We start from the raw sequence: 24,713 nt of genomic DNA on the forward strand, positions 1-24,713 counted from the left end.
TCCGTCTCTGACTTTTCGCGGAAGGTCTTTGTTGTCAGGCATTATTATGCGCCGGCACAAAGAAATAAATCAGACACAAAGCGCCGCTTGGATCTTGGATGGGCGTTAATTGGGCGCAACGTTTTCACTCCTAAACAACAGCTAAGCGCAAAAAATCCGCCAACTCATGATCCGCACGGGCTAGTGCCACAAAGGGTGCCGGAGTTTTGAGCTCAGGAGTGAACGCAGGCGCCTCCACAACGCCGCCTGCCGCACGGATAATCGCGATTCCGGCTGCGGCGTCCCACAGGTTCAACTGGCGCTCGAAATAGGCGTCCACAGAACCGGAGGCGACGCCGATCAGGCCAATCGTTGCGGCTCCGGAGCGGCGGTATTCCCCGCCTTTGGAGATGATTGCCTCCAACAAATCAGCATGTTCCTTGAAATTTGTGCGTGGCGACCAGCCGACGGCGACCAGCGCATTTTTTGCCAAGCCATCCGAAGATGTTTTCAAAATTTTGCCGTTTTTGCGCGCTTCCGGAGTGTCGGACAAATGTCCGACAAGCGTTTGCCTATAGTCGGGCGCATAGATCACGCCCAGCACGATTTCCCCGTCAATGGCGCAGGCGATGGAGACCGCCCAATCGGGCAGGCCGCGCATGAAATTCGTTGTCCCGTCGATTGGGTCAATGATCCAGACCGCACCGGTGGCAGTGTTGCCGTGCCGCCCGCCTTCCTCACCGATAACAGCATCCTCGGGGAACTGTGCAGCGATGCGCGTGCGGATCAGTTTTTCGACAGCCAGATCGGCGGCGGTCACGAAATCCTGCGGCCCTTTGGCTTGCACGTCCAACCCTCCACGGGCGGCGCGCATGGTGGTGGCAAGCTCGCCTGCTTCGCGGGCGAGGTTTTCAGCAAAGGACAGTCGGTCATGTATAGTCATCTTGTCTCGGTCTTTTCGGTGGTGCCGCGCAGGATCGGCTGCAGCGGCGGATGTTCCCGTCGTATCGGGGCGTCGGGGGCTTGTAGCCGCGCCCGCATCATGGCGACAGCCAGCTCGGCTTGGGCGCCCGCATCCTGACGCACGGTGCTCAGATCATAGGGTGCCCAACTCGCCTGTTCTATATCATCAAAACCGACGACGCGTATATCTTCGGGCACGCGCAGGAAAAGGTCGTGTTTCAACCCGTCCAGCGCTCCGCAGGCGAGCAAGTCGGTGGTGCCAAACAGCCCGTCACACCCATGTATCAGCTCGGCATGTTGACGGATGGAGGCGCGTCCTGCCGCGTAGGACTGGGTGCCGCAGGACAGTTGATGACAGCTTAGCCCCTTGGAGCGCACCAGTTCGCAAAAGGCGCTGACCCGCCCCATCACCGTATAGGTCCGGTCCTCGGGACGCAGCACGGCAAAGCGCCGCGCGCCGGCTGTGTAGAGCATGTCAAAGACCGTCTCGGCGGCAGCGCGGGTGTCAAGCTGGATACGGTCGCCGCCATCGGGTTCGGGGTTGCGGTTGATGAGCACCAAGGGCACGCGCAACCGTTTGCATTCGTCCACCACGGCGACGGGCGGTGTGTCGGAAGTCACGATCATTCCCGCCAGATTGTAATCGAGCATGGAGGAGAGAAGCGGCTCCAGATCATCGCTGTGATCGGCGGTAAGGAGCAGCGGGCGAAATCCCTCTGCAATCAGTGCTCGTGATAGATGTTTCACCTGACGCGCGCGAAAGGGCGTGTCCAGACGCGAAGCGAGGATCGCAACCAGTTGCGATTGTTGTGATTTGAGGTTTCGGGCCAACGCATTGGCGCGATAGCCCAATTCTGTCGCAGCCGACATGATCCGGTTTCGGGTTTCTTCCGAGATGCTCGCTCCCGGTGTGAAACAGCGCGACACAGCCGAGCGGGACACACCGGCCAGACGGGCGACGTCATGCGAGGTGGGGCGACGGTGTTCAGGGGGGCGGCGCTCTGTCATGCGCGCACCTGTCGGGTAAGGGCAAAAGGATGGTCTACATTGGCAAGGTCGGGGGCTGCGGCGATGACCTGAGACAGTATGGCCGGATCATCCGCCATCGCGGCGACCATGACTTGCGCCCCAGCGTCACGCACGGCAGCAAACTCTTCGGTACCTTCGGGCAGTGTGAATTCCACGATCTGCGGCGCGAGGTCGTTGAGCGTCTCTTGCAATGTCGCATAATCCTGCCGCCGTGCCATGATCCGCGCGGTCGGTGCGCTTGCGCGCAACTCTTTGAGCGCTGCTTGATTGAACGACCAGAAGAACACGCGCTCTTGCAGACCTGCATCGCAGACCGATTGCCAGGCCGGCGCAGGTGGTGCGGATTTCAACTCCAGATAGGCTTGCCCGTCATAGCGGCGCACAAGTTCCAGAACCTCGTCCAGCGTCGGAATTTTGGTGCCCGTGAAATGCGGGCTGAACCAGTGGCCTGCGTCGAGGTCGCGTAGAGCGCCGAGCGTGTGCGCGGTGATGGGACCGTGACCGTTTGTGGTGCGTTCCAGTGTCGGGTCGTGGTGGATGACGATCTCGCCATCTGCGGTCTCTTGCAGGTCGCATTCGATATAGTCAAACCCCGCCGCCAAGGCGCATTCAAAGGCGGGCAGAGTGTTTTCGGGCGCAATCTTGTTCGCCCCGCGATGGCAGACCGTCTGGAACGGCAGTCCGCGTCCGGGTTGGTTGACCAGTTCGGGCCGGTCGGAACAGATGCCGATCACCGGGCGCGTGCGGATTGCGGCCATACGTTCGGGGTCTTCCTCATGCCAGATAGCGATGGTTTGACCATTGGCAAAGGCACGCTCGAATAGCTCATCCGTCAAGGTGTCTTGCGGGCGTTCCATCCGTTCCCAACACAGGTGGATCACATCGGCCCCTTTCGCATAGGAGAACGGCTCGGCCCCTAAGGGCACAAGCACGGAACGTGGGTAGGGGCTGTTTGCCTCAGCCAATATTTGCGCCGCTTGCGGATCAAAGGCCCCGAGGATCGCGCGGGTGATGCCGTGCTCTTGCAACATGTGCAGGGTCGGCAGGGTGACATTTGTGTCCTTGATATCGGCGTAAATTCCCGCGCCCAGCTTGGCCGCCTCCGCCACCACATCGCGCAGCCGCGGGCAGGGGCGGTGTTCGGCGGTGGTGTGGGCGAGGATATCGGCAAAGGGCGTTTCGATGATCTTGCGCCCGTCTGATAGGATTTTGTCGTGAAAGGCAATGATTTCGCCATCGGAGGTCACACGAATATCGACCTCCCACATATCCGCGCCGATGCGACTGGCGATGCGGAAGGCCTCTAACGTGTTGTCGGGCGCATAGGCGGCTGCACCACGGTGGGCAATGGCGTAGGGGCGTGCGGGGCGGGTCCAGTCTGATGCGGTCACAGGCGTGCCCCCTCGGCGTCAAACAGGTGGATGCGGGAGAGATCAACCTGCCAGTTGACCGTTTGGCCCAAGGCAACGTCATGACCTGCAGGGACGATAGCGCGCAGGCGCTGGCCGTCGGGCAAAGTCACGTCGATCAGGTCTTCGCGGCCCTGTGGTTCGATGAAACTCACCTGTCCGCTCACGCAGGGGCCTTGGTGTTGCGGGCCGAAATGTTCGGGGCGCAGACCGATCACGACCGGCCCTTGCGCTGCGATGCCCGAGGGCAAGGGAAGTGCATTGTCGCCAAATGCGAGCCGTCCGTTGGCGTCGGCATTCACAAAGCTGATGGGTGGATTGCCAAGGAAGCCTGCGACATAGCGCGAGGCGGGGCGTTCATACATCTCGGCGGGAGTGCTGATCTGTTCGATGCGCCCGTCTTTCATCAAGGCGATGCGGTCGCACATGGACATGGCTTCGATCTGGTCATGGGTCACGAGGATCGCGGTGATGCCTGTCTCGCGCTGGAGGCGGCGGATTTCCGAACGCATTTCAAGGCGTAGCTTGGCGTCGAGGTTGGCGAGCGGTTCGTCGAGGAGCAACACGTCGGGTTTGCGCACAAGCGCACGGGCGAGAGCCACGCGCTGTTGTTGCCCGCCTGAAAGCTGTTGCGGTTTGCGCTTCAGAAGGTTGCCGATCTGAACAAGTTCGGCCATCTCTCCCACGCGGCTTTTGATCTCTGCGGGTTTGAGCTTTTGCACCCTGAGTGGAAACCCGATGTTCTCGGCCACGCTCATATGCGGATAAAGCGCGTAGTTCTGGAACACCACGCCCACGGGCCGGTCCTGTGGCGGCAGGCGGGTCACGTCGCGGTCGCCGAAGTGCAGCGTGCCGCCGTCGATCCGGTGGATGCCGCTGATGGCAAAGAGCGTCGTGGACTTGCCGCAGCCAGACGGGCCCAGCAGTGCAATCATCTCGCCCGAGGCGACCGAGAGGGACATATCCTCGATGACGGTCGTGTCACCGAAGCGTTTGGTAAAGTTTTGCAGTTCGATCCGCATCAGCCTTTCGTGCCTCCGCCATAAATGTTCATGAGCCGTTTCTGGAACAGCAGGTAAACGGCGATCACGGGCAATGCGTAGAACATGCCGATCGCCTTGAAGAGCCCGTAGTCGGGGCGTGTGTCATCCGCGATGACCGCGTTCATATAGGTGGCCAGCACCTGCGCATCGGCACCGGGGGCCAGCACGAGTGGCAGGATGAATTCAGACCAACCCGCGAGGAAGGAGAAAATCAGCAACGCCGAGAGGCCCGGTTTGACTTGCGGCAGGATCAACTCCCGCCAGACGCGGAACCGCGATGCACCGTCCTGCACCCCTGCCATCTCGATTTCCCATGGCACGGAGTCATAGAAACCTTTCATGATCCAGATGCCGAAGGGCAGTTCCAAAGCTGCCTTCACGAGGATGACGCCAATCAGGCTGTCATAGAGGCCGAGGAATTGCAGAACGATGAAGATCGCAATGATGAGCGTGATCGTGGGAAAAGCGTGCAACATGATCAGCCCCGCCAGAAAGAACCGCCGCGCGGGGAAGTTCAGGCGCGAGAGCGCATAGGCTGCTGTGATGGAGAAGGCGCAGACCAGCAGGGCGGTGGCACTGGCAAAGACGAAAGTGTTCAGCGTCACCCGCCAGATTGAGGGGCGCGCACTGTCGATCCGCTCCCACAGGAAGCGCCAGTTCGTGAGTTCCCATTCTTGCGGGATGATCCCTCCCGGTGCGGGACGCGACACGCTGTCGATCAGTTGGAAACCATACATGATGACAAGCGGTGCCGAGATCAGCGACAGCGCGAGGATCAGCAGCCAGTTGCCCTTGAGCGATGTGGTCATTGTTCAATCCTCGGTTTGGCGACGAGGTCGCGGAAGTTGAAGAACCGCAGGTAGAGCGCGGAGAGCAGGATGCCGATGATCACCAGCGCTAGCGCATAGGCCGCGCCCAGCCCGTATTCGAGATTGCCGCCGTAGTTCGACAGGGCTGTGTGATAGGCCGCGAGCGCCCAGACTTCGGTCTGACGACCCGGCCCGCCATCGGTGGCCAGCAGGATGTATTCAAACGAGGTCAGCAGCGAGAGGGTTTGATAGGAGGTGATGAACAGGATCGGCCAGCGCATCTGTGGCAGCAGCACAAAGCGCACCTGTTGCCAGCGGTTGGCCCCGTCGACCTGCGCGGCAAAAAGTTGCGTCTCGGGGATCGCGCGCAGTGACGACGAAAACAGGATCATCCCCAATGAAGCGCCGACGCATCCGTTGATCAGCACGATAAAGGTCCACGCGTGCGTGGCCGTGTGGCGCATCCAGTTGATCGGCTCGATGCCGAAAGGGCGCAGAATGGCGGAGATGAACCCTTGATCCCACGTCAGCCATTGCCACATCAGCACATAGAGAACAGGCGGGAGGATGCGTGGCAGGAACCAGATGGCGCGAAAGGTCTGCGCCGTGCGTGTCGGCAGGTAAAAGGTTGAGAGCGCCAGAAATAGGCCGAAACCGACATTGAACGCCAGTGTGAGAACCACATAGAGCGCCGAGTTCAGCGCATAGCGCCATGTGGCGGGAAGTTCCCAGAGCAGTTCGAAGTTTTGCGTGGTAAAGGTCCAGCCGGTATAGGCGGCTTCGGTCAGCGCGGCTTGATCGGCCTCGGGGATGCCAAGCGCGGTGATTGCCTCGACAAACGCGGCCTCTGTCGGGAAACGCTGACCGAGGATCGAGATGCGGAACAATTCGGCTGCGGCCTTGCGCTCGCGCACGGAGCGGATCGGATCGCGGCGCAGGTCTTTGAGTGCGCGTTCCATCGCCCGCCTGTCGTCAAAACTGGCTCCGCCGTGGAGCGCCTCAAGTTCTTGCGCACGCTTGTCCCCGAACTCTGCGGCAAACAGCGCCAGCGTATCTGCGCGCACGGCATAGTCGGCCCCCGCCAGCATCTCGACAGCTTCCTCGCGCACTCCCGCTGCAGGCAGACGGCGCAGGTCGCTTTCACTGATCTGGTATTCACCGCCCAGAATTCCGGTGGAGGTGCTCATGTTCGTGAAAGCAAACACCACGGTCAGAACGACCGGCAGCAAAAAGAACATCACCACCGCCAAGAGCGCGGGGCTGAGAAAGCCCAAGCCCAAAAGGGTCTGTCGGTTCATGTCGCACCTCGTGATTGAATTGGAGCGGAGGCACGCGGGAGAGGCGCGCCGCCGCGAGGGGATCGTCGCGCGGGTTAGCGGATGATCAACTCGTCACCGAGTGTGGCGGTGAGTTGCGCTTCGACTTCGGCCACGGCCTCTTCAGGCGTCTGGACGCCTGTCCATGCCGCTTCGAGCCCTTTGAACATCGCCTCGGAGAAGGCGCCGTAGGACGGGTGGTTCGGTTGGGCGTTGGCGTGGGGCAGCAGAACCTCAGTTGCTTCAGAGGCCCAGCGGTCGCCCGCGTAAAGGTCGAGCGCCGCTTCCGCTTTGCCGATGGCAAGGTGCGAGGATTCAATGGCGTGCAGCGTGTTCAGACGCGGTTCGGAGGCGATGGCCACAAGCTGCGCGGCAATCTCTTCGGCGCGATCGTCTTCCTGATCGGTCACAAGATAGACCAGCGGATGGGTGATCGTGTTGGCACGCCCTGCCTCATTGCCTGCGGGGATAAGGGTAAAGCCGATGGTGCCGAAGAAGTCGTCGTTGCCTTCCTTGCCGGTGTAGCGGCCATAGTGCCACGTGCCGCCATGCCAGAACGCAGCCTTGCCGCTGGCGACTTCGGAATACCATTGGTCCCATTCGGTGCCGATGTGGTTCTTGCGTGTCACGCCCGCTTCAACGGCATCGACGAAGAACTGATACATCTCGGTCATAGCGGTGCGGTCAAACACCAGTTTGCCCGTTTCAGGGTCCATCAGCTCGCCACCGAAGGATTGATAGAATTGTGCATAGTCCGGACCGTTGGAGACACGGGGATAGAAACCGTAGCCCTCTTCGACGAGGCCCATGTCCACGGCCTTCTTGGCGTCTGCGAGCATGTCGCGCAGCGTGTATTCGCCAGCTTCGACGCGGGCGGCCATGGCATCCATGTCGTCATCAGTATAGCCGAGCTTCTTCATGGCTTCTTTCCAGAAGAAGAACGGGCGGCTTTCGGCGTCTTGCGGCACGCCCCATTGCATCCCGTCAAAAGCGGCGATTTCCATGAGGTTGGAATAGACATTGTTGAGTGGCCACGCGTCCAGATCGACGTAATCCTCGACTGGCACGATATATCCCGCGCTGGCCCAAGGGGCGATGTCCAGATGCGAGGTCACTACAATATTGGGTGCATTGCCGGCTTCGGCGCCGAGCGTCACGGCCTGTTTGAACCCGTCCCAACCGTCGAAGTCGCGTTTGCCTTCGACGGTGATGTTCAACTCCTCGCCACGGATGGCGGCTTCGCGGGACAGAAGGTTGGCGGCAATTTTGATGTTATCAATGCGGTAATGATCACTGTCATTGGACCCGCCGGCCCAGACTGTGATGGTAATGTCTTCGGCCAGAGCTGGCGTTGCGGCCATGGCGGAGACCAGCGCAAGGGCGCACGTCATTTGTTTCATGGGTCGATTTCTCCAAACACTATGGGATGTGCCTCGGAATTTGCACACGTGTGCATAGACTTGGCGAAATCTGTAACAGTGGTTTGAGAGATGTGTGACGATTTTGTAAAACAAGATGCATCATGGGCGCTTGTTGTCGCATGAATTGCCCCGAGTTTGCCGGAGACCTATAGCTTCATTTCACGCGAAGCAATCGACCGGATTGGCAAGATCTATGACATCGAGCGCGAGATCAACGGTTGTCCGCGTTGTCGCCCTAGGTTCAGGACCCATTAATCGACTTGAGATTGCATAGGTTGCATGATTCAAATCCCCAAGCTTTCAGGGGGTATCATGAGCAATCTGTTTTGGCTGACCGACGAACAGATGGCGCGGCTGCGGCCGTTCTTTCCCAAGAGCCATGGCAAGCCGAGGGTTGATGATCGGCGAGTGTTGAGTGGGATAATTTTCATCAACCGCAATGGCTTACGGTGGTGCGATGCGCCGAAAGAATACGGCCCGTCGAAAACGCTCTATAATCGCTGGAAACGCTGGAGCGAAATGGGTGTTTTTGCCAGGATATTTGAAGGGTTGGCTGCGGAGGCGATGGACCCGACGACAATCATGATCGACGCGACCTATCTCAAAGCCCATCGCACGGCATCGAGCCTGCGGGGTAAAAAGGGGGGCGTGGGCGCCTGATCGGGCGGACCAAAGGCGGCATGAACACCAAGTTGCATGCCATCACCGATACCCACGGGCGGCCAATCCGGTTCTTCATGTCGGCGGGCCAAATCAGCGACTATACAGGGGCGGCGGCGCTCCTGGGCAACATGCCGAAAGCCCAGTGGCTTCTGGGGGATCGCGGCTATGACGCCGACTGGTTCCGCGAAGCCCTGCAGGGTATGGGGATTAGGCCGTGCATTCCAGGACGGAAGGCGCGCAAGAAGCCCATCAAATACGACAAACGCCGTTACAAGCGTCGCAATCGCATCGAGGTCATGTTCGGGCGCCTGAAGGATTGGCGGCGGGTCGCCACCCGATACGACCGCTGCCCCGAAGTCTTCCTCTCCGCTATTGTTCTCGCAGCTACGGTCATGTTCTGGTTATGAGTCCTGAGCCTAGGTCGTTAGGCTTCCAAAAGCAGGTGTGGATCGAGTTTGTGCAGCATAGGAAGTTTGCGATAGAATCGCCACGGCCAGTTCAATCGGACGGGGTCGGGGCCGTTAGCTCATTGCTTGGAATATCTGACGGCTGACGAAGCACCCAGCGTCTTACGTTGTCGCGTATCAACATTTCCCGGCGTTTGATGAAGTCCTTGTCGTGCAGATCAATGTCGAAGGTGATCCCGAAAGTGTATTGAGTGGCAACTGTGAACCAGCACTGAGATGCCACGACCGTATAAAGCTCAACCGGATTGAGGTTTTCTCGGAACAGCTTTTCGGAGACGCCTGTTTCGGCAATTTTTTTGTACGTGCTTACGAGGGCGGGTACTAAAAGTTGTTCTGAACCGATGAGTTTCAGGTGTTCCCCTCGCTTCAGGTTCTCAATGCCGACGAGGACGAGAAAGTCCGGATTTTCAATATAGTAATTCAGGGTGAAAGAAATTAGTTTGTCCAGTGCCTCAAGCGGGTCACTAGGCAAGGACAGTTCGGCCTCAGCTGTGCGCATATGTTGATAGGCACGTTGAAGTACCCGTCTATAGAGGTTTTCTCGATCTGAAAAATGGCGATAGACGAGAGATTTGTTTAATCCGGCCTCTTTGGCAATCGCTTCCATACGCGTGCCTTCAAGTCCATTTTGTACAAATTGATTGTGAGCGGCCTGAAGGATGCGCTGACGTGTGGCTTCGCTGCGAACCTCATGCGGTTTGGGCGCGCGTTCTATTGAGTTCACTGGGCTCTCCATCACATTCCCCATAAAGTCGCTTATCTTTTGGTCAGGCTATGCGTTTCAGGGGAGGCTCAGCAATGAATTTTCTTTCAGGAAGAAAATTTTGTTGACAGGAAACCTTCTCGCCTCGAATGATAACTGCAACGTTATCGTTACAGGAAGAATCGATGAAAACCAACAGGAACTTTCGGGTGGCATCTGATGTGGGAGGAACCTTTACAGACAGTATCGCGTATGATGCGGAAACGCGCGTCATTACGGTATCCAAGGTTTCCACAACCCCCGAAAACCGCGCGAAGGGTACTGCAGAAGGCCTGCGAAAAGCGCTGGCACTACAAGGTGCAACAGGTGCCGATGTGTCCTATGTTGGTCATGGAATGACAACTGCGACAAATGCGGTCATTCAAAGAAATGGCGCGAAGACAGCCTTTCTGACCAACAAAGGGTTCCGCGACCTGTTGGAAATCGGTCGTCAAAACAGACCGACACTCTTTGATATTTCTGTTGTGCGCCCTGAACCGCTTGTGCCGCGGGAATTGAGTTTTACCGCTGAAGGGCGGCTGGACCATACCGGAGCGGAACTCATTCCTTTGAACGAAGGTGAAGTGCGCGATGCGGCACGTCAAATGGCGGCGGCAGGGGTGGAAGCTGTCGGAATACTCTTCCTTCATTCATACACGAATCCGGCGCATGAACGCCGCGCGAGCGATATTCTGAAAGAAGAACTGCCTGGTGTGGCGATTTGTGCTTCGACAGACATCAATTCAGAGTTTCGGGAATATGAGAGAGCGAGCACAACTGTCCTCAATGCCTATCTCAGACCTGTCATGGAGACTTACTTGCAGTCCCTATCCGGCATTTTGCAAGATGCGGAGGAGGGGCTTGGACTGTCAGAAGATCGTCCTGTGATGGTCATGGATGCGGCGGGGGGACTGATGCAGCTCGACAGTGCGCGCGAAAAACCTGTCCATACCGTCCTGTCAGGCCCTGCTGGTGGAGTTGTGGCCGCGGCCTATGTCGCGGATGCGGCAGATATTCCGGACATTATCACGATGGATATCGGGGGAACTTCAACCGACATCAGCTTGATCCGGAACGGGCAGCCGGAGATCACACGCTCGGCGTCTCTCGAAACGGTGCCGATCCAGTTGCCGGTCATTGATATCAACGCAATCGGCGCGGGTGGCGGGTCGATCGCCTGGATCGATGAAGGTGGCGCGCTTCGGGTCGGCCCGATGAGTGCAGAGGCTGTTCCGGGGCCAGTCTGTTACGGGCGGGGTGGGGATCGTCCGACCGTGACGGATGCAAACATTGTCTTGGGCCGGTTTGACGGCAAGTCTCGTCTTGGCGGCTCTATGGAGCTTGATGCGAAGTCAGCCGCCCGCGTCATTGAACGTGATATTGCGGCGCCATTGGGATTGAGCATTGAAGAAGCGGCCGCGGGTATTCTGCGGGTGGCCCATGCAAATATGGTGCGCGGAATCCGTGTTGTCTCTGTCGAACGGGGCTACGATCCACGGGATTTTGCGCTCGTGCCCTTCGGCGGGGCAGGGCCTATGCACGGTAGCCCCGTTGCACGTGATTTGAAAATGCCGAAGGTCATGGTGCCTCCGACTCCCGGTATTCTCTGTGCGATGGGGCAACTGATTTCGGATTTGCGTCATGATCTTGTCGAAACCCACATTTCTCTCTTTGAGGAATTGGGAGAGCGTGGGGCCAAAATTTTGATCGACCGGCTTTCTGCGCGTGCAGAGTCCTATTTGATTGCAGATGGTGTGCCGGAAGACCGGCGTGCTTTCGAGATCAAGATTGATCTTCGATATGAAGGTCAGAGCTTTGCGCTTCCTGTGCCAACAAATCCCGCAGAGACTGGATGGTGGGACGCATTGCCCGCCGCATTTAACGATGCGCATATGGCGCGTTTCGGTCATGCCGATCCGACTGCGCCGCTTGAAGTTGTCGGAGTGAATGTCACGGGCATCGGCAAAATCGAAAAACCCCAATTGCCCGAAGTCGAGGCGGGTGAAAAGACCCCACCTCAAAACGCTCTTCTTGGACAAAGGAAAATCTATTTCGAACCGGGAGACAGTGGAGACAAAGGCGCTTGGCACCCGTCCCAGATATGGGCGCGCGACAGCCTTCTGGCGGGGAACGTGATCACGGGGCCGGCAGCCATCGAAGAAGTGTCATCAACCACCATCCTGTATCCGGGCGACCGCGCATTGGTTCTCGCGACGGGCAGCGTAATCGTGGAGGTCGCGCAATGAAAACTTTCGATCCGATCCGTATGGAAGTTCTGCGCAACGCATTGGAGGCGACGGCGCAGGAAATGGGAGCGGTGCTCAAGCACACGGCCTTTTCTCCGAACATCAAGGAACGCATGGATGCGTCCTGTGCTATTTTTACAGCGGATGCAGAGCTTGTTGCGCAGGCCGAACATGTTCCTGTTCACCTTGGTTCCATGCTGCGCGCGGTCAAGCCGACACTGGATCGCACCGGACCGCTGGAAGACGGCGATGTTGTGATCGTCAATGATCCCTATGTGGCTGGGGCCCACCTGCCGGACATCACGCTGATTGCGCCGGTTTTTATCAAGAATGAACGGGTCGCTTACGTTGCTTCTCGGGCGCACCATTCCGATGTGGGGGGTATGGAACCCGGCTCTATGCCGGGAAGTTCGAAAGAGATTTTTCAAGAGGGCATTCTCATCCCTCCCGTGAAACTCTACCGTGCCGGAGTGCTTCAGACGGACATCATGGATATGGTTCTGAGCAATGTCCGCACGCCGGAAGAGCGCCGTGGCGATTTGAATGCACAGCTGGCCGCTTTGCGTATCGGTGAACGTCGGATGGAGGATTTGGCAGATCGCTTTGACGCGGAAGTTCTCAAGGAAGGCCTTGCGGCAATCCTCGATTATACCGAACGTCGAATGCGTGCCCGAATGGCGGAACTTCCCAAAGGCGTCTGGTATGCAGAAGACTGTCTGGACAATGACGGCTCTTCGGATGATCCGGTGTGGATCCGTCTGAAAATCGAAATTGAAGAGGACCGGATTGCATTTGACTTCACGGGTACGTCGCCACAAGTGCGGGGCAACGTAAACGCCGTCGCGCCGATGTGCTGGTCGTCGATTTTCTATTCCCTGAAACTTCTAACTGATGCGAGCCTGCCGCCGAACTCTGGTGTTCTACGCCCTGTGTCTGTTCACATCCCGAAAGGCTGTTTTCTTGATGCGCAGCGTCCGGCGGCGGTGTGTGCGGGCAATACCGAGACCACACAGCGTCTTGCAGATACGATCCTCAAAGGCTTTGCCCAGATTGCTCCGGATCGCATTGCCGCGGCCTCGAATGGCACGATGAACCTGATCGGTATCGGTGGGGTCGATCCGCGAAACGGTCGGCCTTACACCTATATCGAGACCTCTGGCGGCGGGCAGGGGGGGCGGCCTATGGGGCCAGGCATGTCCGGCGTTCATGCCAATATGTCGAACACGCTCAACACGCCGATCGAGTCTCTCGAGATCAGCTATCCGCTGCGCTGCATCCGATATGAGCTGCGTGAAGGATCAGGAGGCGTCGGGCAGCACTCCGGTGGAGAAGGCATGGTTCGCGCGATCGAAGTTGTCGACCATGAAGCGCGTGTGTCTTTGCAAACCGACCGTCGTCGCTTTGCGCCCTATGGGCTTCACGGCGGCGCTGATGGCCTGCCAGGGCGCAACTGGAGAATTGTGGCAGATGGTAAACATACAGAGCAACCCGCGAAAGGGTCAGTTACGCTGAGCCATGGTGAGGCTGTTGTTCTCGAGACCCCTGGTGGCGGCGGATGGGGACAACCACCCGCGCACGAGAACGCCGAAGGATAAAGACACAACAAAGGCAGAGACGGGAAAACCGTCCCGACACTTCAAACGTATCTGAAAAGGACCAACAGGAATGAAAATGGAAATGTTTGTGAAATGCGCAAACCGCACACTTCTGGCTGCTACTGCTGTGCTGGCTCTGGGAACCGGTTTTGCTTCAGCCGAAACGTGGCGATTTGCGACCAAGATGCCGGCGGACAGCCCCGAAGGTCTTGTCTTTCAGTATTTCGCTGATCGCGTAGGGGAATACAGTGAAGGAGACCTCACCGTGCAGGTCTATCCGTCCGAACAGCTTGGCAAAGAAGATGCCATTCTCGAGCAACTCGAACTCGGAACCGTGAACCTTTACGCCGAAGATGCCTTTTTCTTGCAAAAATGGGTTCCTGAAATCAAATGGATCGCACCGCACTTCCTGTTCCAGTCACGGGAAGAATGGGTCGAATTCACCAATTCCGATCTTGTTGCCGGTTGGTTTGCGAAAGCAGAAGACGCAGCTGGCGTCCGTGCGCTTGGTGACCCAATGGCCGTAGTGCGCGGTCCGTACCGTGTCCTGATTTCCAAAGTGCCTATTGAAAGCTATGAGGATATCGCGGGTATCAAGCTGCGGATGTATCCTGATGAGTTGGCGATTTCTGTATGGAAAAGCCTTGGCGCTGATCTTCAGATGCTTGCATGGACGGAGACCTACCAAGCGCTTCAAACCGGTGTGGCCGAAGCTGTGACAAGCCCTGCTGCGCTGGTTCAGGCTATGAAGTTCTATGAACAGGCTCCGTATATTACCCGCACCAATGAATACTGGCAGGGTTTGCCATTTATGATGAATGCTGCGGCGTTCGACGGGTTGCCTGAAAAGGACCAAGCAGCACTTCTCAAAGCTCATGAAGAGGCCGGTGCGTATTCGGTAGAGCTGATGGCGCAAAATTCAAACGAGATGCGTGCCATCCTCGAAGATCAGGGTGTGACCTTTACGGATATGCCGCTTGAGCCATTGTTTGAACATATGGCTGACTGGTATCGCGAACTGGATGCGCAAGGCGAATTGCCCGAAGGTTTTCTTGATGTTGCTCTGGCCAAACGCGCTGAGTAAGTCTGGAAAATAAGATGAAAAATGCAGTTTCATCCCGACGTGGGCCTCCTTGGTTTCGCTTGGTAGATCGTGTGCTTGAAGCGGTTGCAGAGGTCTTTCAGATCGTTGCCGAGTGTTTTCTTGCGATCATGCTGGTGATCAACTTCCTGAACATCGTTCTGCGAAATCTCGGCTTCCCAAGTCTTTTGTGGGTCTCGCCTTGGACACAGCTCCTTATGGTTTGGGCCGTTTTTCTGGCCTTTTACGTCATGTACCGGCGACATCTGGACATTGTCTTGATGATTGTTATGGGGCGTTTCGGGCACATCGGGGTGAAACTGTCCCGCATCTTAACAGCAATTGCGGGCCTCGTGGTCGTCGGTGTTCTACTGGCTGAGGTCCCGCAAATTCTTTCACGTCAAAGAGGTGCGATGGATCTCATCGGTTTGACGCGTTTCTGGCTGTCAGTTCCACTCATCGCTTCGGCCTTGATGCTGTTCGTGCATTTTCTGTTTGATCTGATCGCGCTCTTGGCGGGCTGGGCAGATGATGAAACTCCCGGAGATGAAGAGGCCATGTCATGGTAGCGGTTACGATTTTCGGTCTGTTTCTGCTCCTGATGCTGCTTGGAGTTCCGGTTGTTGTTGCGCTTGCAGCAGGAACGCTGGCTGGCTTCTGGCAAATTGGCCTCGCTGACAATCTGCGGGTGCTCTACACTTTCCCGCTCAATATCCTTGAGGGCGTCAACTCTCCGACTCTTACGGCTGTTCCGTTTTTTATATTGGCCGGGCACTTGATGACCGCCATTGGTTTGACCGAGCGGATTTTTACTCTCGCGAACAGTCTGGTCGGGCACCTTCGTGCGGGTTTGGCGCAGGTCAATGTTGTCTGCTCGCTTCTCTTTGGCGGGGTGACAGGCTCTGCGATTGCTGATGTGGCAGGCATTGGTAATCTGGTGATCAGCCAGATGGAAAAGCATGGCTATCCGCGGGCGTTCTCAGCGGCGCTTACTTGTGCGAGTTCGGTGATCGGCCCGACAATGTGGCCTTCTGTCCCGCTCTTGATATACGCTTTCGGCGCGCAGGTGTCCGTTGAACGGATGTTCCTTGCGGGCATAGGGCCGGGGATTATCCTTGTGATCGTTCTTATGCTCTACAACCGCTATATTGCGACACGGTTTGACGTTCCGCTTACTCCACGACCCAAGATGAAAGTGTTGGCGCGCGAGTTTTCCAGATCGGGCTGGGCGCTCCTTGCTCCGATGATCATTATCGGATCTGTGACATCCGGCATTGCAACGCCAGTCGAGGCCGGTGTGATCGCTTGTGCTTATACGCTTGTGCTCGGATTTGCCTACCGAACCCTGTCTTTCCAGAGGTTAAGAGGAGCCATCGGGGAAACGATTATTCTGTTCGGTTCGATCCTGATGATTATCGGCGTCAGCCACGCGATGGGGTTTGTCCTGACATATGATCAGGTCCCGCAAAGGATCGCGGCAGGTGTGTTGGGCGTCACGGAAAACAAATATGTTTTCTTGTTCCTTGTGATTTTGTTCTTCCTCGCCCTTGGCATGATCCTCGAAAATATTCCGGCAATGATCATTCTGATCCCAATCATGATGCCACTGGTCGACCATTTTGGCATCGACCGTGTCCACTTCGGGTTGATCATGGTCTACGGCCTTCTGATCGGCATTGTGACGCCGCCGGTCGGGGTTGCCCTGTTTATCGTCACGCGGATCGCTGACATCTCTTTCGAGCGGGTTTGCTGGGCGGCTGTGCCGTTCCTGCTGCCTCTGATCCTCGTGCTCTTCATCATCACATACGCTCCGGAGGTCGTGCTTTTCCTCCCGGACGTCATATTGGGGAAGTAATCCAATGACCGACAAACTACGTATCGCTGCCGACATTGGCGGCACCTTCACCGATGTCGCGCTGATCCGTGCGGATCGAACAATTGCCACGCGAAAGGTCTCGTCCACTCCCGAAGATTATGCACGCGGAGTCGCCGAGGGTATTCTGGAACTTGTAGAGGTCGAGGGACTAAAACCTGATGAAATTGGTGAAGTCATGCACGCTTGTACTGTGGCCACCAATGCCATTCTTGAGGGCAAAGGCGCACGAACAGCGCTTATTACAACGGAAGGATTTCGGGACGTGCTCGAAATGCGCCGCATACGCGTGCCTCGTCTTTATGATCCGCTCTATGAAAAACCACCAGCGCTCAGTCCCCGGAAATGGCGGTTCGAAGTGGAAGAACGGCTTGATCACAAAGGCAATGTGCTGACCCCGCTTGATGAGGCCTCTGTTCTAAAGGCTATCGAAAAAATCAAAGCCGCGAATGTCGAAGCTGTGGCCGTTTGCCTTTTGCATTCCTACGCAAATTCGGAACACGAGCTCCGCATCGGAGAACTGCTCAAGGAACATCTTCCGGATGTTTTCATCTCGTTGTCGGTGGATGTTTTGCCCGAAATTCGTGAATACGAGCGGACCTCGACCTCGGTTATCAATTCATTTGTCGGCCCGCCGGTAAAAAACTATCTGGAGTCTCTGCGTGACCGCCTCGCGGCAGCGGGGCTGCCGTCAAAATTCTTTATGATGCATTCGGCGGGCGGGATTGTGGATAGCCGCACGGTCATCGCAAAGCCTGCACAGATTGTCGAATGTGGCCCCGCAGCCGGTGTGATTGGTGCGCGTGCGGTCATGCTGGAGGCAGGTTTTACCGATGCGATTGCCTTTGATATGGGCGGCACGACTGCGAAAGCTTCTTTGATCGAAGGCGGGCAGCTTATGCGCGCTGATGATTATGAAGTAGGGGGCGGGATTTCCCTGTCGTCCAAACTGGCCAAAGGGGGCGGGTATGCGCTGAAACTGCCGGTAATCGACATTTCCGAAGTCGGCGCGGGCGGTGGTTCTATTGTATGGCGCGACCGCGCAGGTGCGTTGAAAGTTGGCCCGCAAAGCGCCGGAGCACGACCCGGTCCGGCGTGCTACGGAATTGGTGGAACCGAACCGACTGTGACTGATGCAAACATGGTGCTCGGCTTTCTAAATCCCGAGGCATTGGCGGGAGGGGCCGTTCCCGTGAACCCGGAATTGAGCCGCGAAGCCCTCACCCGTGTTGTGGCTGATCCCATGGGGATCGAGCTTGATCGGGCGGCTTTCGGGGTTCACGAGCTTGTTTCGACGGTTATGACGCGTGCTGTAAAATCCGTGACGACCTTTCGCGGTCGGGATCCGCGCGATTTTTCAATGATCGCCTTTGGTGGCAACGGGGGCATCCATTCGGTTTCTTTGGCCCGCTCTCTTGGAGTGTCTACGGTGATTGTTCCGCCGGGGGCTGGTGTGCTTTCTGCGTTGGGCTTGCTCTATGCTGATATCGAAACCTCGGCCTCTATGGCCTTGCTGAAACAGATTGATAACGTGGACCCTGCCGTTGTATCTAAAGGTTTCGCCGACTTGGCGACCCGCGTTTCCAATGAACTGGCCCGTTCGCTCAATGAGGTCGAACTGATTTACGAGGCAGATTTCCGTTATCGCGGGCAAGCCTTCGAACTCACCCTTCCCTTTGAGCAGGGTTTGTCCCTTACCGAGCAAAATGCTCTTCAGACGCGCGTGGCTTTTGATGAGGCGCATGAAAAGACGTATGGGTATCGTCTGGCCGGGACGGCCGTCGAGATTGTCAGCCTACGTGCAACCGCGCGTGTCCGCAAAGGGGCCGGTAGCCTTCCCGAATACCGCAGCCGAAAACCTGCACCAGAACGTATCCGCAGCGTCTATTTCGGGCCGGATTGGGGTCGCGTAGAGACGGCTGTTATTGATCGTGCCGCATTGTTGTCCGGCCCGCGCTCCGGTCCTGCGATCATCGAGGAATACGAAGGGACGACAATCGTTCCGCCCGACTGTTCCGCCCAAATTGATGCAAAGGGCAATATCATCGTCACTTTGCCAGTGTCGGCAACGACGAAAACTCTGGAGGCCGCAGAATGAGCAAGATCGATCCAATTCGCCTCGAAGTCATGAAGAATGCTTTTGACGCAATCGCAGATGAGATGGCGCTCATGTTGATGCGTGCTGCATATTCTCCGATCGTTCGGGACAGTATGGACTACTCCACAGCAATCTGTGATGCGCAAGGCCAGACACTTGCGCAGGGGGTAACGACCCCGATGCATTTGGGCAGTTTCTATGACGCGATGCAGCATCTGATGACGCGTTACGAGGGTGATATCCATCCGGGAGACGTTTTTATCGGAAATGACCCTTACGCCGCCGCTGGACAGCATTTGCCCGATATCTATATTGTAGAGCCGATCTTCTTTGAGGGCCGTCTTGTGGCGTGGACCACGACTCTCGCACACCACGCCGACGTTGGCGGTATTGTGCCCGGATCGAATGCTTTGGGTGCGGTGGAAATCTATCAGGAAGGTCTCCGGCTCCCGTTCTTGAAGCTCTACAATCAAGGTGAAATGAATACTGCGATCTGGGAGATCCTCGCGCTGAATGTGCGTGTGCCGGAGATGGTGCAAGGTGATCTTCGGGCGCAAATGGCGGCGAGCAAGGCTGGCCGGAAGTCCTTTGGCGAACTTGTTGCCCGCTATGGTATTGATGAAGTGCTCGCCTGCGCAGAAGAGTTGCATGATTACGCTGAGCGCCTTGGGCGCGCCGAAATCCGTGATCTGCCAAATGGGGAATACCATTTCACAGATCATATTGACGGACTGGGAGAGACACCTGAACCGATTGTAATTCAAATCGCGCTCACCATTCACGACGATACAATCTCTGTCGATTTTGCCGGCTCTTCGCCGCAGGTTAAGGGAGGTGTCAATACGCCGCTGCCGTTCACAAAGGCATCGGTCTATACAGCCCTGCGGTCGATTATGCTTTCGGACATTCCGAACTGCCACGGGTTTGAGCGTGTTGTAACCGTCACAGCGCCCAAGGGAACAGTTGTCAATTCTGTTCATCCAGCTCCCTGCGGTGCGCGGGGGATTACGGGCTACAGAGTCATCGACGGTATGTTCGGCGCATTGGCTCAGGTCGTGCCGGACAGGGTCACGGCTGATGGTATGGGCGGGTCAACCGTGCCGACCTTTGCCGGCTGGCACGACGGTCAGGCCTTTGTCTTTACAGAAACCGTTATGGGAACCTGGGGCGCAAGTTCTGCGCATGACGGGCAGGTTGGTGTGCCGCATATGGGGGCCAATCAGGCCAATGTTCCCATCGAGATGATCGAGGCATCTTATCCATTACGTGTCAAACGCTACGGGATTATGCCCGATACGGGAGGAAGTGGACGCTATCGCGGTGGGAATGCCTTCATTCGGGAATACGAGTACCTTGGTGAGGAAGAGGGGCTGATGTCTCTGCGATCCGATAAACGTGATTTTCTGCCGCATGGTCTGGAGGGCGGATCCGAGGGAACAGGTCCGGTCAACCTTCTGATACAAGATGGCAAAGAAACCCAGTTGCCGGTTCTCGTGACAGAGCCTTATGCCTTAAAGAAGGGCGATGTTTTCCGTCACATTTCACCCTCCGGCGGTGGATTTGGACCTGCCTCTGAAAGGTCTCTAGCGGAGGTGGCGGCTGATGTTGAGGCTGGTTTGATTTCTGCGGCAACAGCCATGCGCGACTATGGTTTGCCGGTTTGACCGGCGAACTGAAACTGGTCAGTGGGATTGATCACAATGAAACGTATCGGCTTTACCGGTGACCTATAGATTCGACTATTTTACAGTCGTTGTCATTTGTCCTTAAATCGAAATTTGTGTCTCCGCATATCGCAGCCCTCCATGCGAGGTTCACTTCTCTAACGGTTGTCGTGGCGGAGCCCCCGTATGCCAAAACTCTCGGCAAAAGCACTCGACCATTGTATTTGAAGCACTAGCGAATAAGGTCTCGTTCATGGCAGTTTTCACGGTAGCTCACAGGATGTTCAAGATTGTGGGCACGGAGGAACACGGCCTAGCCGAGACAGGTGAAATGGCGGCCTTGAGAATCTGTGATTCCGACAGTGCTGCGGCAAGAGAAAAGCCGATGCCCTTTGATCAAAACAAGGCGGCGGTCGGGATTGGGATGCCATCAGTATCTTTGAGCATAAAGCCCACTTTCTGATTGGCGCCCAATCCGTTGATCGCCATTCTCGCCCGTGAGTTTTGGAAGCTTCGCAGGGCAAGGACTGACAAACGTGTCTAGTGGTTGTGACGTGGTAATTTGCGTGAGAGTTGTCTGAATTCTTCTGCCCCGCGAATGGTGGCACCATCTTGCATCTGGGTTACGGTCTCGCGGTAAATCTTTTGCCATGGCGTAGCCGAGGGAGGGATTTCGGGGAGCCCTTCGGATTTTCTCCGTGCGATTTCCTCCGCATCCACCAGCATATCACAGCGTCCTTGCTCAAGGTTGATGCGGATACGGTCTCCTGTCCGTAGCCATGCCAACCCGCCGCCCGCCGCGCTTTCGGGGGACGCGTTCAGGATCGAAGGGCTGTCTGCAGTGCCGGACTGCCGTCCATCTCCGATGGTTGGCAGCGAGGTGATTCCGCGTTTGAGCAATCGGTCTGGTGGTTGCATATTGACCACTTCTGCAGAGCCCGGCCAGCCAAGAGGCCCCGCGCCTCGGATCACCAGAATAGAGTTCTCGTCGATCTCCAGTGCAGGATCGTTGATCCGTGTGTGATAGTCCTCGGAACCGTCAAAGACAAAGGCGGTGCCCTCGAAGATGCCTTCGGATCCGGGCGTGGACAGATACCGGGTGCGGAATTCGTCCGAGATCACACTGGTTTTCATGATTGCGAAGTCAAAGAGGTTTCCGGACAGCACAAAGAAACCCGCGCGTTCCATCATCGGATCGGAGTAGGTGCGAATGACCTCGCGGTCGGGGCTTTCGCGCCCGTCGAGGTTTTCGGCCATTGTAGCTCCGCTGACAGTAGCGCAGCTGCCATCAAGCTTTCCTGCTTGCAGAAGTTCCCACATAATCGCCGGAACACCGCCGGCTCTGTGGAACCTTTCCCCCAGATATTTCCCCGCAGGCTGCACGTTGGCCAAAAGCGGAATGTCATAGCCATGGGCTTGCCAATCCTCGGGTGTGAGATCCACGCCTGCATGCTTGGCCATTGCCATGATATGTGGCTGTGCATTGGTCGAGCCGCCAATCGCTGCGTTGACGCGGATCGCATTTAGGAAGGCGTCGCGTGTCATAATATCGGAGGGACGGAGGTCTTCAAGCACCAGTTCCACAGCTCGTTTTCCGGTCCGATAAGCCATTTGCCCGCGTTCGCGATATGCTGCGGGGATGGCGGCGCATCCGGTCAGCGACATGCCAAGTGCCTCTGCAATCGCGTTCATCGTGGAGGCCGTACCCATCGTGTTGCAATGCCCGACTGAAGGGGCGCTATCAAGGGCGGTCTCCAAGAATTCGTCACGCGTGATTTCGCCCGCAGCGTATTTCCTGCGCGACCTCCAGATTACAGTGCCGGATCCCACCAAATCACCTTCGTGCCACCCGTCGAGCATCGGCCCGCCTGACAAAACAATCGCAGGCAGGTCGACCGTGGCGGCTGCCATCAACGCCGATGGAGTTGTTTTGTCACAACCTGTGGTCAAGACGACGCCGTCGAAAGGATAACCATATAGCAATTCGACGAGCCCCAGATAGGCCAGATTGCGATCAAGCGCTGCAGTTGGGCGTTTGCAATTTTCAAACAGCGTATGGGTCGGAAATTCGATGGGAATTCCGCCTGCATCGCGGATGCCATCCCGCACCCGTTTGGCAAGGTCCAGATGGTGACGATTACAGGGGTTTAAATCGCTTCCCGATTGCGCGATGCCGATGATGGGCCGTCCTGCGCGCAATTCTTCGGGGGTGGTGCCGTAATTCATGAACCGTTCCAGATAGAGAGCGGTCATATCGGCGTGGTCGGGATTGTCGAACCAGTCCTGCGAGCGCAGGCGGCGTTTGGGTGTGGTGTCGGTCATGCTCTGTCCTCGGTGGTGGCTGTGCCTGCTTGGGGTGAGTTTAGCTGTTCAATATGCAGCAACAAGCCGCTGTGATCGGTTTCACCATGTCCCCCGGCCACAAAATCAGAAAAAGCATCGCGAACATCTTGCGACAAAGGTAGTGTCAAGCCCTGTGCCTGCGCTAGGTCCATCACTGCATCCAGGTCTTTTAGCTGTAAACGCGAGGGGCCTCCGGGGACAAAGTTGCGTTGAACCATCCGTGCTCCGTGCAACTCCAGAATCCGGCTTTCGGCAAACCCGCCGCGGATCGCATCACGAAATTTGCCCCGATCCGCGCCGCCGGCTTCGACTAGCATCATGGCTTCGGCCAATGCGCCGATGGTGATTGCAACGATTTGTTGATTGGCCAGTTTACACACCTGGCCCGCTCCAGATGGGCCCACATGCGTCAGTCGACCCAGAGAATCCATTACAGGCGCGATTTGTGCAATGGTTTCCGGCGTGCCTCCTGCCATAAGTGCAAGTGTGCCTTCGGTTGCGCCCACCACTCCGCCGGAAACGGGGCAGTCCACATGCCGCACGTTGAAATTGTCCAACCGGCATGCATGGTCGCGTGCAACATCAGGGGCGATAGACGAGCAATCTACCACTACGGCTCCGTTTTTTAGCGCTTCTGCAGTGCCTTGGGTAAAGAGCACATTCTCGACGGCTGCTCCGTCCGTGAGCATGGTAAAGACAATATCGGCATTGGCGACTGCCTGTGCTGGTGAGGTGGCGACAGTGGCGCCGTCGGCCTGGAGTGCTTGTGCCTTGGAGGTGTCGCGGTTCCAGACTGTAACACGATGACCGGCCGTGATTAGACGACGAGCCATTGGAGCTCCCATGAGTCCGGTCCCTAGAAAAACGATATGAGGGGTCATTGCACACCCTCCAATTCATCCTCAATGTGAGCTCGGATGATCTCTTCGAAATTGCTTTCGGCGTGGAAGCCGAGCGATTTGGCGCGTGTGGCTTCAAATCCGGGTGCCCAGCCCTCGCACATAGCGATGATAGTGGGATCCGGTTCGCGCCGGATTAGCCGGACCGCACTGTCGCCGGCAACACGACGAAGAGCCTCGATCTGTTCTCCGACAGTAGCGGAAACACCGGGCATCGAGAGGTTGCGCCTTGGGCCGATAGCATCGGTGTCCATCGTTGCTGCATGGATCATGAAGCCGACAGCCGAGCGTGGTGAGGCGTGCCAATGACGGATTGTGTCTGGAACGGGCAGGATAGCTTCTTGCCCGACCAGAGGTTCGCGCAGAATATTAGAAAAGAACCCTGATGCAGCCTTGTTGGGCTTGCCTGGGCGAATGCAAATCGTGGGGAGGCGGATGCCCACCCCATCAAAGATTCCGCGCCGAGTGTAATCCGCCAGCAAGAGTTCACAGATCGCTTTTTGTGTGCCGTAGCTCGTAAGCGGTGTTGTGTGGAAGTCATCAGGGATCGGATATGGCAAGGGTGCGCCGACCACGGCAATGGAAGAGGCAAACACTACCCGTGGCCGATAGCTTCGAGTGTCATGTTGCGTTCGAATAGCGTCAAAGAGAGCGCGTGTTCCGTCAAGGTTGATGCGGTATCCTTTGTCAAAATCCGCTTCCGCTTCGCCAGACACAATGGCGGCCAGGTGGAAGATGACATCAGGTCGACTTTCCACCAGGGCTGGTGCTGTGGCGGGATCTGACAGATCGGCCTGGCGGCAGGTTATAACCGCACCGGTGCTTTGAGGTGTCTCGGGGGTGATGACATCTACCAGGTCAATTGAACTTATGGGCTTGTCGGCCAGACGGCCTGTTTCCAGTAGATGTTGAGTGAGTTTGCGCCCGATCATTCCGGCAGCGCCAATTATTAGAATGTGCATGTGTTCCTCCGCATATCATCGGACCGATCTCCCCGCCGATCCCAACTTGTAATGTTGTCGGACAACATGATAGGAAAGACAAGAGAAGATTTGCCTGAAAGGGCCTGGTTT

20 protein-coding genes are annotated in these 24,713 nt (G+C 57.0%); 9 read left to right on the plus strand and 11 right to left on the minus strand.

What is annotated here, in order from left to right; genetic code table 11:
• Positions 1 to 130 precede the first annotated feature (130 nt).
• The 7 genes from BM152_RS11795 to BM152_RS11830 all read right to left on the minus strand — a co-directional run bounded on the left by BM152_RS11795 (position 131) and on the right by BM152_RS11830 (position 7,948).
• Complete coding sequence (locus BM152_RS11795) at positions 131 to 922, minus strand: inositol monophosphatase family protein (RefSeq protein WP_066605562.1); 792 nt, start codon at positions 920 to 922, stop codon at positions 131 to 133.
• Positions 919 to 1,950 carry a LacI family DNA-binding transcriptional regulator gene (locus tag BM152_RS11800; RefSeq protein ID WP_066605550.1) on the minus strand — a complete coding sequence of 344 codons (1,032 nt, stop codon included), beginning with the start codon at positions 1,948 to 1,950 and terminating at the stop codon, positions 919 to 921. The genes BM152_RS11795 and BM152_RS11800 overlap by 4 nt, the downstream gene beginning before the upstream one ends.
• Complete coding sequence (locus tag BM152_RS18820; RefSeq protein WP_066605544.1) at positions 1,947 to 3,362, minus strand: glycerophosphodiester phosphodiesterase; 1,416 nt, start codon at positions 3,360 to 3,362, stop codon at positions 1,947 to 1,949. Before BM152_RS18820 ends, BM152_RS11800 begins: the two co-directional genes overlap by 4 nt.
• Positions 3,359 to 4,402, minus strand: a complete 1,044-nt coding sequence (locus tag BM152_RS11815) for an ABC transporter ATP-binding protein (protein WP_066605540.1) — start codon at positions 4,400 to 4,402, stop codon at positions 3,359 to 3,361. Before BM152_RS11815 ends, BM152_RS18820 begins: the two co-directional genes overlap by 4 nt.
• The gene (locus BM152_RS11820) at positions 4,402 to 5,232 is read right to left on the minus strand and encodes a carbohydrate ABC transporter permease (RefSeq protein ID WP_066605538.1); all 831 of its coding nucleotides are present in this window, start codon (positions 5,230 to 5,232) and stop codon (positions 4,402 to 4,404) included. Before BM152_RS11820 ends, BM152_RS11815 begins: the two co-directional genes overlap by 1 nt.
• Entirely contained in the window at positions 5,229 to 6,530 is a 1,302-nt protein-coding gene (locus BM152_RS11825; protein WP_066605531.1) for a carbohydrate ABC transporter permease, read from the minus strand. Before BM152_RS11825 ends, BM152_RS11820 begins: the two co-directional genes overlap by 4 nt.
• A 74-nt stretch (positions 6,531 to 6,604) precedes the next feature.
• Positions 6,605 to 7,948 (minus strand): ABC transporter substrate-binding protein, encoded by a 1,344-nt coding sequence (locus tag BM152_RS11830; RefSeq protein ID WP_066605526.1) that lies wholly within the window; start codon positions 7,946 to 7,948, stop codon positions 6,605 to 6,607.
• Positions 7,949 to 8,281: 333 nt separating this feature from the next.
• Between BM152_RS11830 and BM152_RS18825 the strand changes: the two genes are divergently transcribed.
• Positions 8,282 to 9,039, plus strand: a protein-coding gene (locus BM152_RS18825; protein ID WP_111481383.1) for an IS5 family transposase whose coding sequence is annotated in 2 segments (ribosomal slippage) — positions 8,282 to 8,606 and positions 8,606 to 9,039 — 759 coding nt in all. Because the reading frame shifts where the segments join, the coding sequence is not laid out codon by codon here.
• 91 nt (positions 9,040 to 9,130) lie between these two features.
• Here the strand turns inward: BM152_RS18825 and BM152_RS11845 are convergent.
• Positions 9,131 to 9,847, minus strand: a complete 717-nt coding sequence (locus tag BM152_RS11845; RefSeq protein WP_111481381.1) for a TetR/AcrR family transcriptional regulator — start codon at positions 9,845 to 9,847, stop codon at positions 9,131 to 9,133.
• A 140-nt stretch (positions 9,848 to 9,987) separates the two neighbouring features.
• Here BM152_RS11845 and BM152_RS11850 point away from each other — a divergent pair, with 140 nt between their 5' ends.
• The 8 genes from BM152_RS11850 (at position 9,988) to BM152_RS11885 (ending at position 20,861) form a co-directional block, all read left to right on the plus strand.
• Entirely contained in the window at positions 9,988 to 12,087 is a 2,100-nt protein-coding gene (locus tag BM152_RS11850) for a hydantoinase/oxoprolinase family protein (RefSeq protein ID WP_066605518.1), read from the plus strand.
• Entirely contained in the window at positions 12,084 to 13,682 is a 1,599-nt protein-coding gene (locus BM152_RS11855; protein ID WP_066605513.1) for a hydantoinase B/oxoprolinase family protein, read from the plus strand. The genes BM152_RS11850 and BM152_RS11855 overlap by 4 nt, the downstream gene beginning before the upstream one ends.
• Positions 13,683 to 13,752: 70 nt before the next feature.
• The gene (locus BM152_RS11860) at positions 13,753 to 14,766 is read left to right on the plus strand and encodes a TRAP transporter substrate-binding protein (RefSeq protein ID WP_231730552.1); all 1,014 of its coding nucleotides are present in this window, start codon (positions 13,753 to 13,755) and stop codon (positions 14,764 to 14,766) included.
• Positions 14,767 to 14,780: 14 nt separating this feature from the next.
• The gene (locus BM152_RS11865; RefSeq protein ID WP_066605511.1) at positions 14,781 to 15,332 is read left to right on the plus strand and encodes a TRAP transporter small permease; all 552 of its coding nucleotides are present in this window, start codon (positions 14,781 to 14,783) and stop codon (positions 15,330 to 15,332) included.
• Positions 15,326 to 16,618, plus strand: a complete 1,293-nt coding sequence (locus BM152_RS11870) for a TRAP transporter large permease (protein WP_066605507.1) — start codon at positions 15,326 to 15,328, stop codon at positions 16,616 to 16,618. The genes BM152_RS11865 and BM152_RS11870 overlap by 7 nt, the downstream gene beginning before the upstream one ends.
• A 4-nt stretch (positions 16,619 to 16,622) precedes the next feature.
• Positions 16,623 to 18,734 carry a hydantoinase/oxoprolinase family protein gene (locus BM152_RS11875; protein WP_066605502.1) on the plus strand — a complete coding sequence of 704 codons (2,112 nt, stop codon included), beginning with the start codon at positions 16,623 to 16,625 and terminating at the stop codon, positions 18,732 to 18,734.
• Entirely contained in the window at positions 18,731 to 20,398 is a 1,668-nt protein-coding gene (locus tag BM152_RS11880; RefSeq protein WP_066605500.1) for a hydantoinase B/oxoprolinase family protein, read from the plus strand. The genes BM152_RS11875 and BM152_RS11880 overlap by 4 nt, the downstream gene beginning before the upstream one ends.
• Positions 20,399 to 20,651: 253 nt before the next feature.
• Positions 20,652 to 20,861, plus strand: coding sequence for a hypothetical protein (locus tag BM152_RS11885; protein ID WP_066605496.1), 210 nt, complete (start codon positions 20,652 to 20,654; stop codon positions 20,859 to 20,861).
• 77 nt (positions 20,862 to 20,938) lie between these two features.
• Here the strand turns inward: BM152_RS11885 and BM152_RS11890 are convergent, their stop codons facing one another.
• From BM152_RS11890 to denD, 3 genes are read right to left on the minus strand one after another with little or no spacing between them, the layout of a single operon-like run.
• Complete coding sequence (locus BM152_RS11890; protein WP_066605493.1) at positions 20,939 to 22,720, minus strand: IlvD/Edd family dehydratase; 1,782 nt, start codon at positions 22,718 to 22,720, stop codon at positions 20,939 to 20,941.
• Entirely contained in the window at positions 22,717 to 23,622 is a 906-nt protein-coding gene (locus tag BM152_RS11895; protein WP_066605491.1) for an NAD(P)-dependent oxidoreductase, read from the minus strand. Before BM152_RS11895 ends, BM152_RS11890 begins: the two co-directional genes overlap by 4 nt.
• A complete protein-coding gene (gene denD / locus BM152_RS11900; protein WP_066605490.1) occupies positions 23,619 to 24,602 on the minus strand; it encodes a D-erythronate dehydrogenase in 984 nt (327 codons plus the stop codon). The genes BM152_RS11895 and denD overlap by 4 nt, the downstream gene beginning before the upstream one ends.
• Positions 24,603 to 24,713 lie beyond the last annotated feature (111 nt).

The organism is Celeribacter halophilus, from assembly GCF_900114135.1.
GTDB classification, from domain to species: Bacteria; Pseudomonadota; Alphaproteobacteria; order Rhodobacterales; family Rhodobacteraceae; genus Celeribacter; species Celeribacter halophilus.

Excerpts from the sequence above, each read along its gene's own strand:
- BM152_RS11795 (WP_066605562.1), bottom strand. The coding sequence starts at position 922 with ATGACTATACATGACCGACTGTCCTTTGCTGAAAACCTCGCCCGCGAA.
- BM152_RS11800 (WP_066605550.1), bottom strand. The coding sequence starts at position 1,950 with ATGACAGAGCGCCGCCCCCCTGAACACCGTCGCCCCACCTCGCATGAC.
- BM152_RS11815 (WP_066605540.1), bottom strand. The coding sequence starts at position 4,402 with ATGCGGATCGAACTGCAAAACTTTACCAAACGCTTCGGTGACACGACC.
- BM152_RS11820 (WP_066605538.1), bottom strand. The coding sequence starts at position 5,232 with ATGACCACATCGCTCAAGGGCAACTGGCTGCTGATCCTCGCGCTGTCG.
- BM152_RS11825 (WP_066605531.1), bottom strand. The coding sequence starts at position 6,530 with ATGAACCGACAGACCCTTTTGGGCTTGGGCTTTCTCAGCCCCGCGCTC.
- BM152_RS11830 (WP_066605526.1), bottom strand. The coding sequence starts at position 7,948 with ATGAAACAAATGACGTGCGCCCTTGCGCTGGTCTCCGCCATGGCCGCA.
- BM152_RS11845 (WP_111481381.1), bottom strand. The coding sequence starts at position 9,847 with ATGGGGAATGTGATGGAGAGCCCAGTGAACTCAATAGAACGCGCGCCC.
- BM152_RS11850 (WP_066605518.1), top strand. The coding sequence starts at position 9,988 with ATGAAAACCAACAGGAACTTTCGGGTGGCATCTGATGTGGGAGGAACC.
- BM152_RS11855 (WP_066605513.1), top strand. The coding sequence starts at position 12,084 with ATGAAAACTTTCGATCCGATCCGTATGGAAGTTCTGCGCAACGCATTG.
- BM152_RS11860 (WP_231730552.1), top strand. The coding sequence starts at position 13,753 with ATGAAAATGGAAATGTTTGTGAAATGCGCAAACCGCACACTTCTGGCT.
- BM152_RS11865 (WP_066605511.1), top strand. The coding sequence starts at position 14,781 with ATGAAAAATGCAGTTTCATCCCGACGTGGGCCTCCTTGGTTTCGCTTG.
- BM152_RS11870 (WP_066605507.1), top strand. The coding sequence starts at position 15,326 with ATGGTAGCGGTTACGATTTTCGGTCTGTTTCTGCTCCTGATGCTGCTT.
- BM152_RS11875 (WP_066605502.1), top strand. The coding sequence starts at position 16,623 with ATGACCGACAAACTACGTATCGCTGCCGACATTGGCGGCACCTTCACC.
- BM152_RS11880 (WP_066605500.1), top strand. The coding sequence starts at position 18,731 with ATGAGCAAGATCGATCCAATTCGCCTCGAAGTCATGAAGAATGCTTTT.
- BM152_RS11885 (WP_066605496.1), top strand. The coding sequence starts at position 20,652 with ATGGCAGTTTTCACGGTAGCTCACAGGATGTTCAAGATTGTGGGCACG.
- BM152_RS11890 (WP_066605493.1), bottom strand. The coding sequence starts at position 22,720 with ATGACCGACACCACACCCAAACGCCGCCTGCGCTCGCAGGACTGGTTC.
- BM152_RS11895 (WP_066605491.1), bottom strand. The coding sequence starts at position 23,622 with ATGACCCCTCATATCGTTTTTCTAGGGACCGGACTCATGGGAGCTCCA.
- denD (WP_066605490.1), bottom strand. The coding sequence starts at position 24,602 with ATGCACATTCTAATAATTGGCGCTGCCGGAATGATCGGGCGCAAACTC.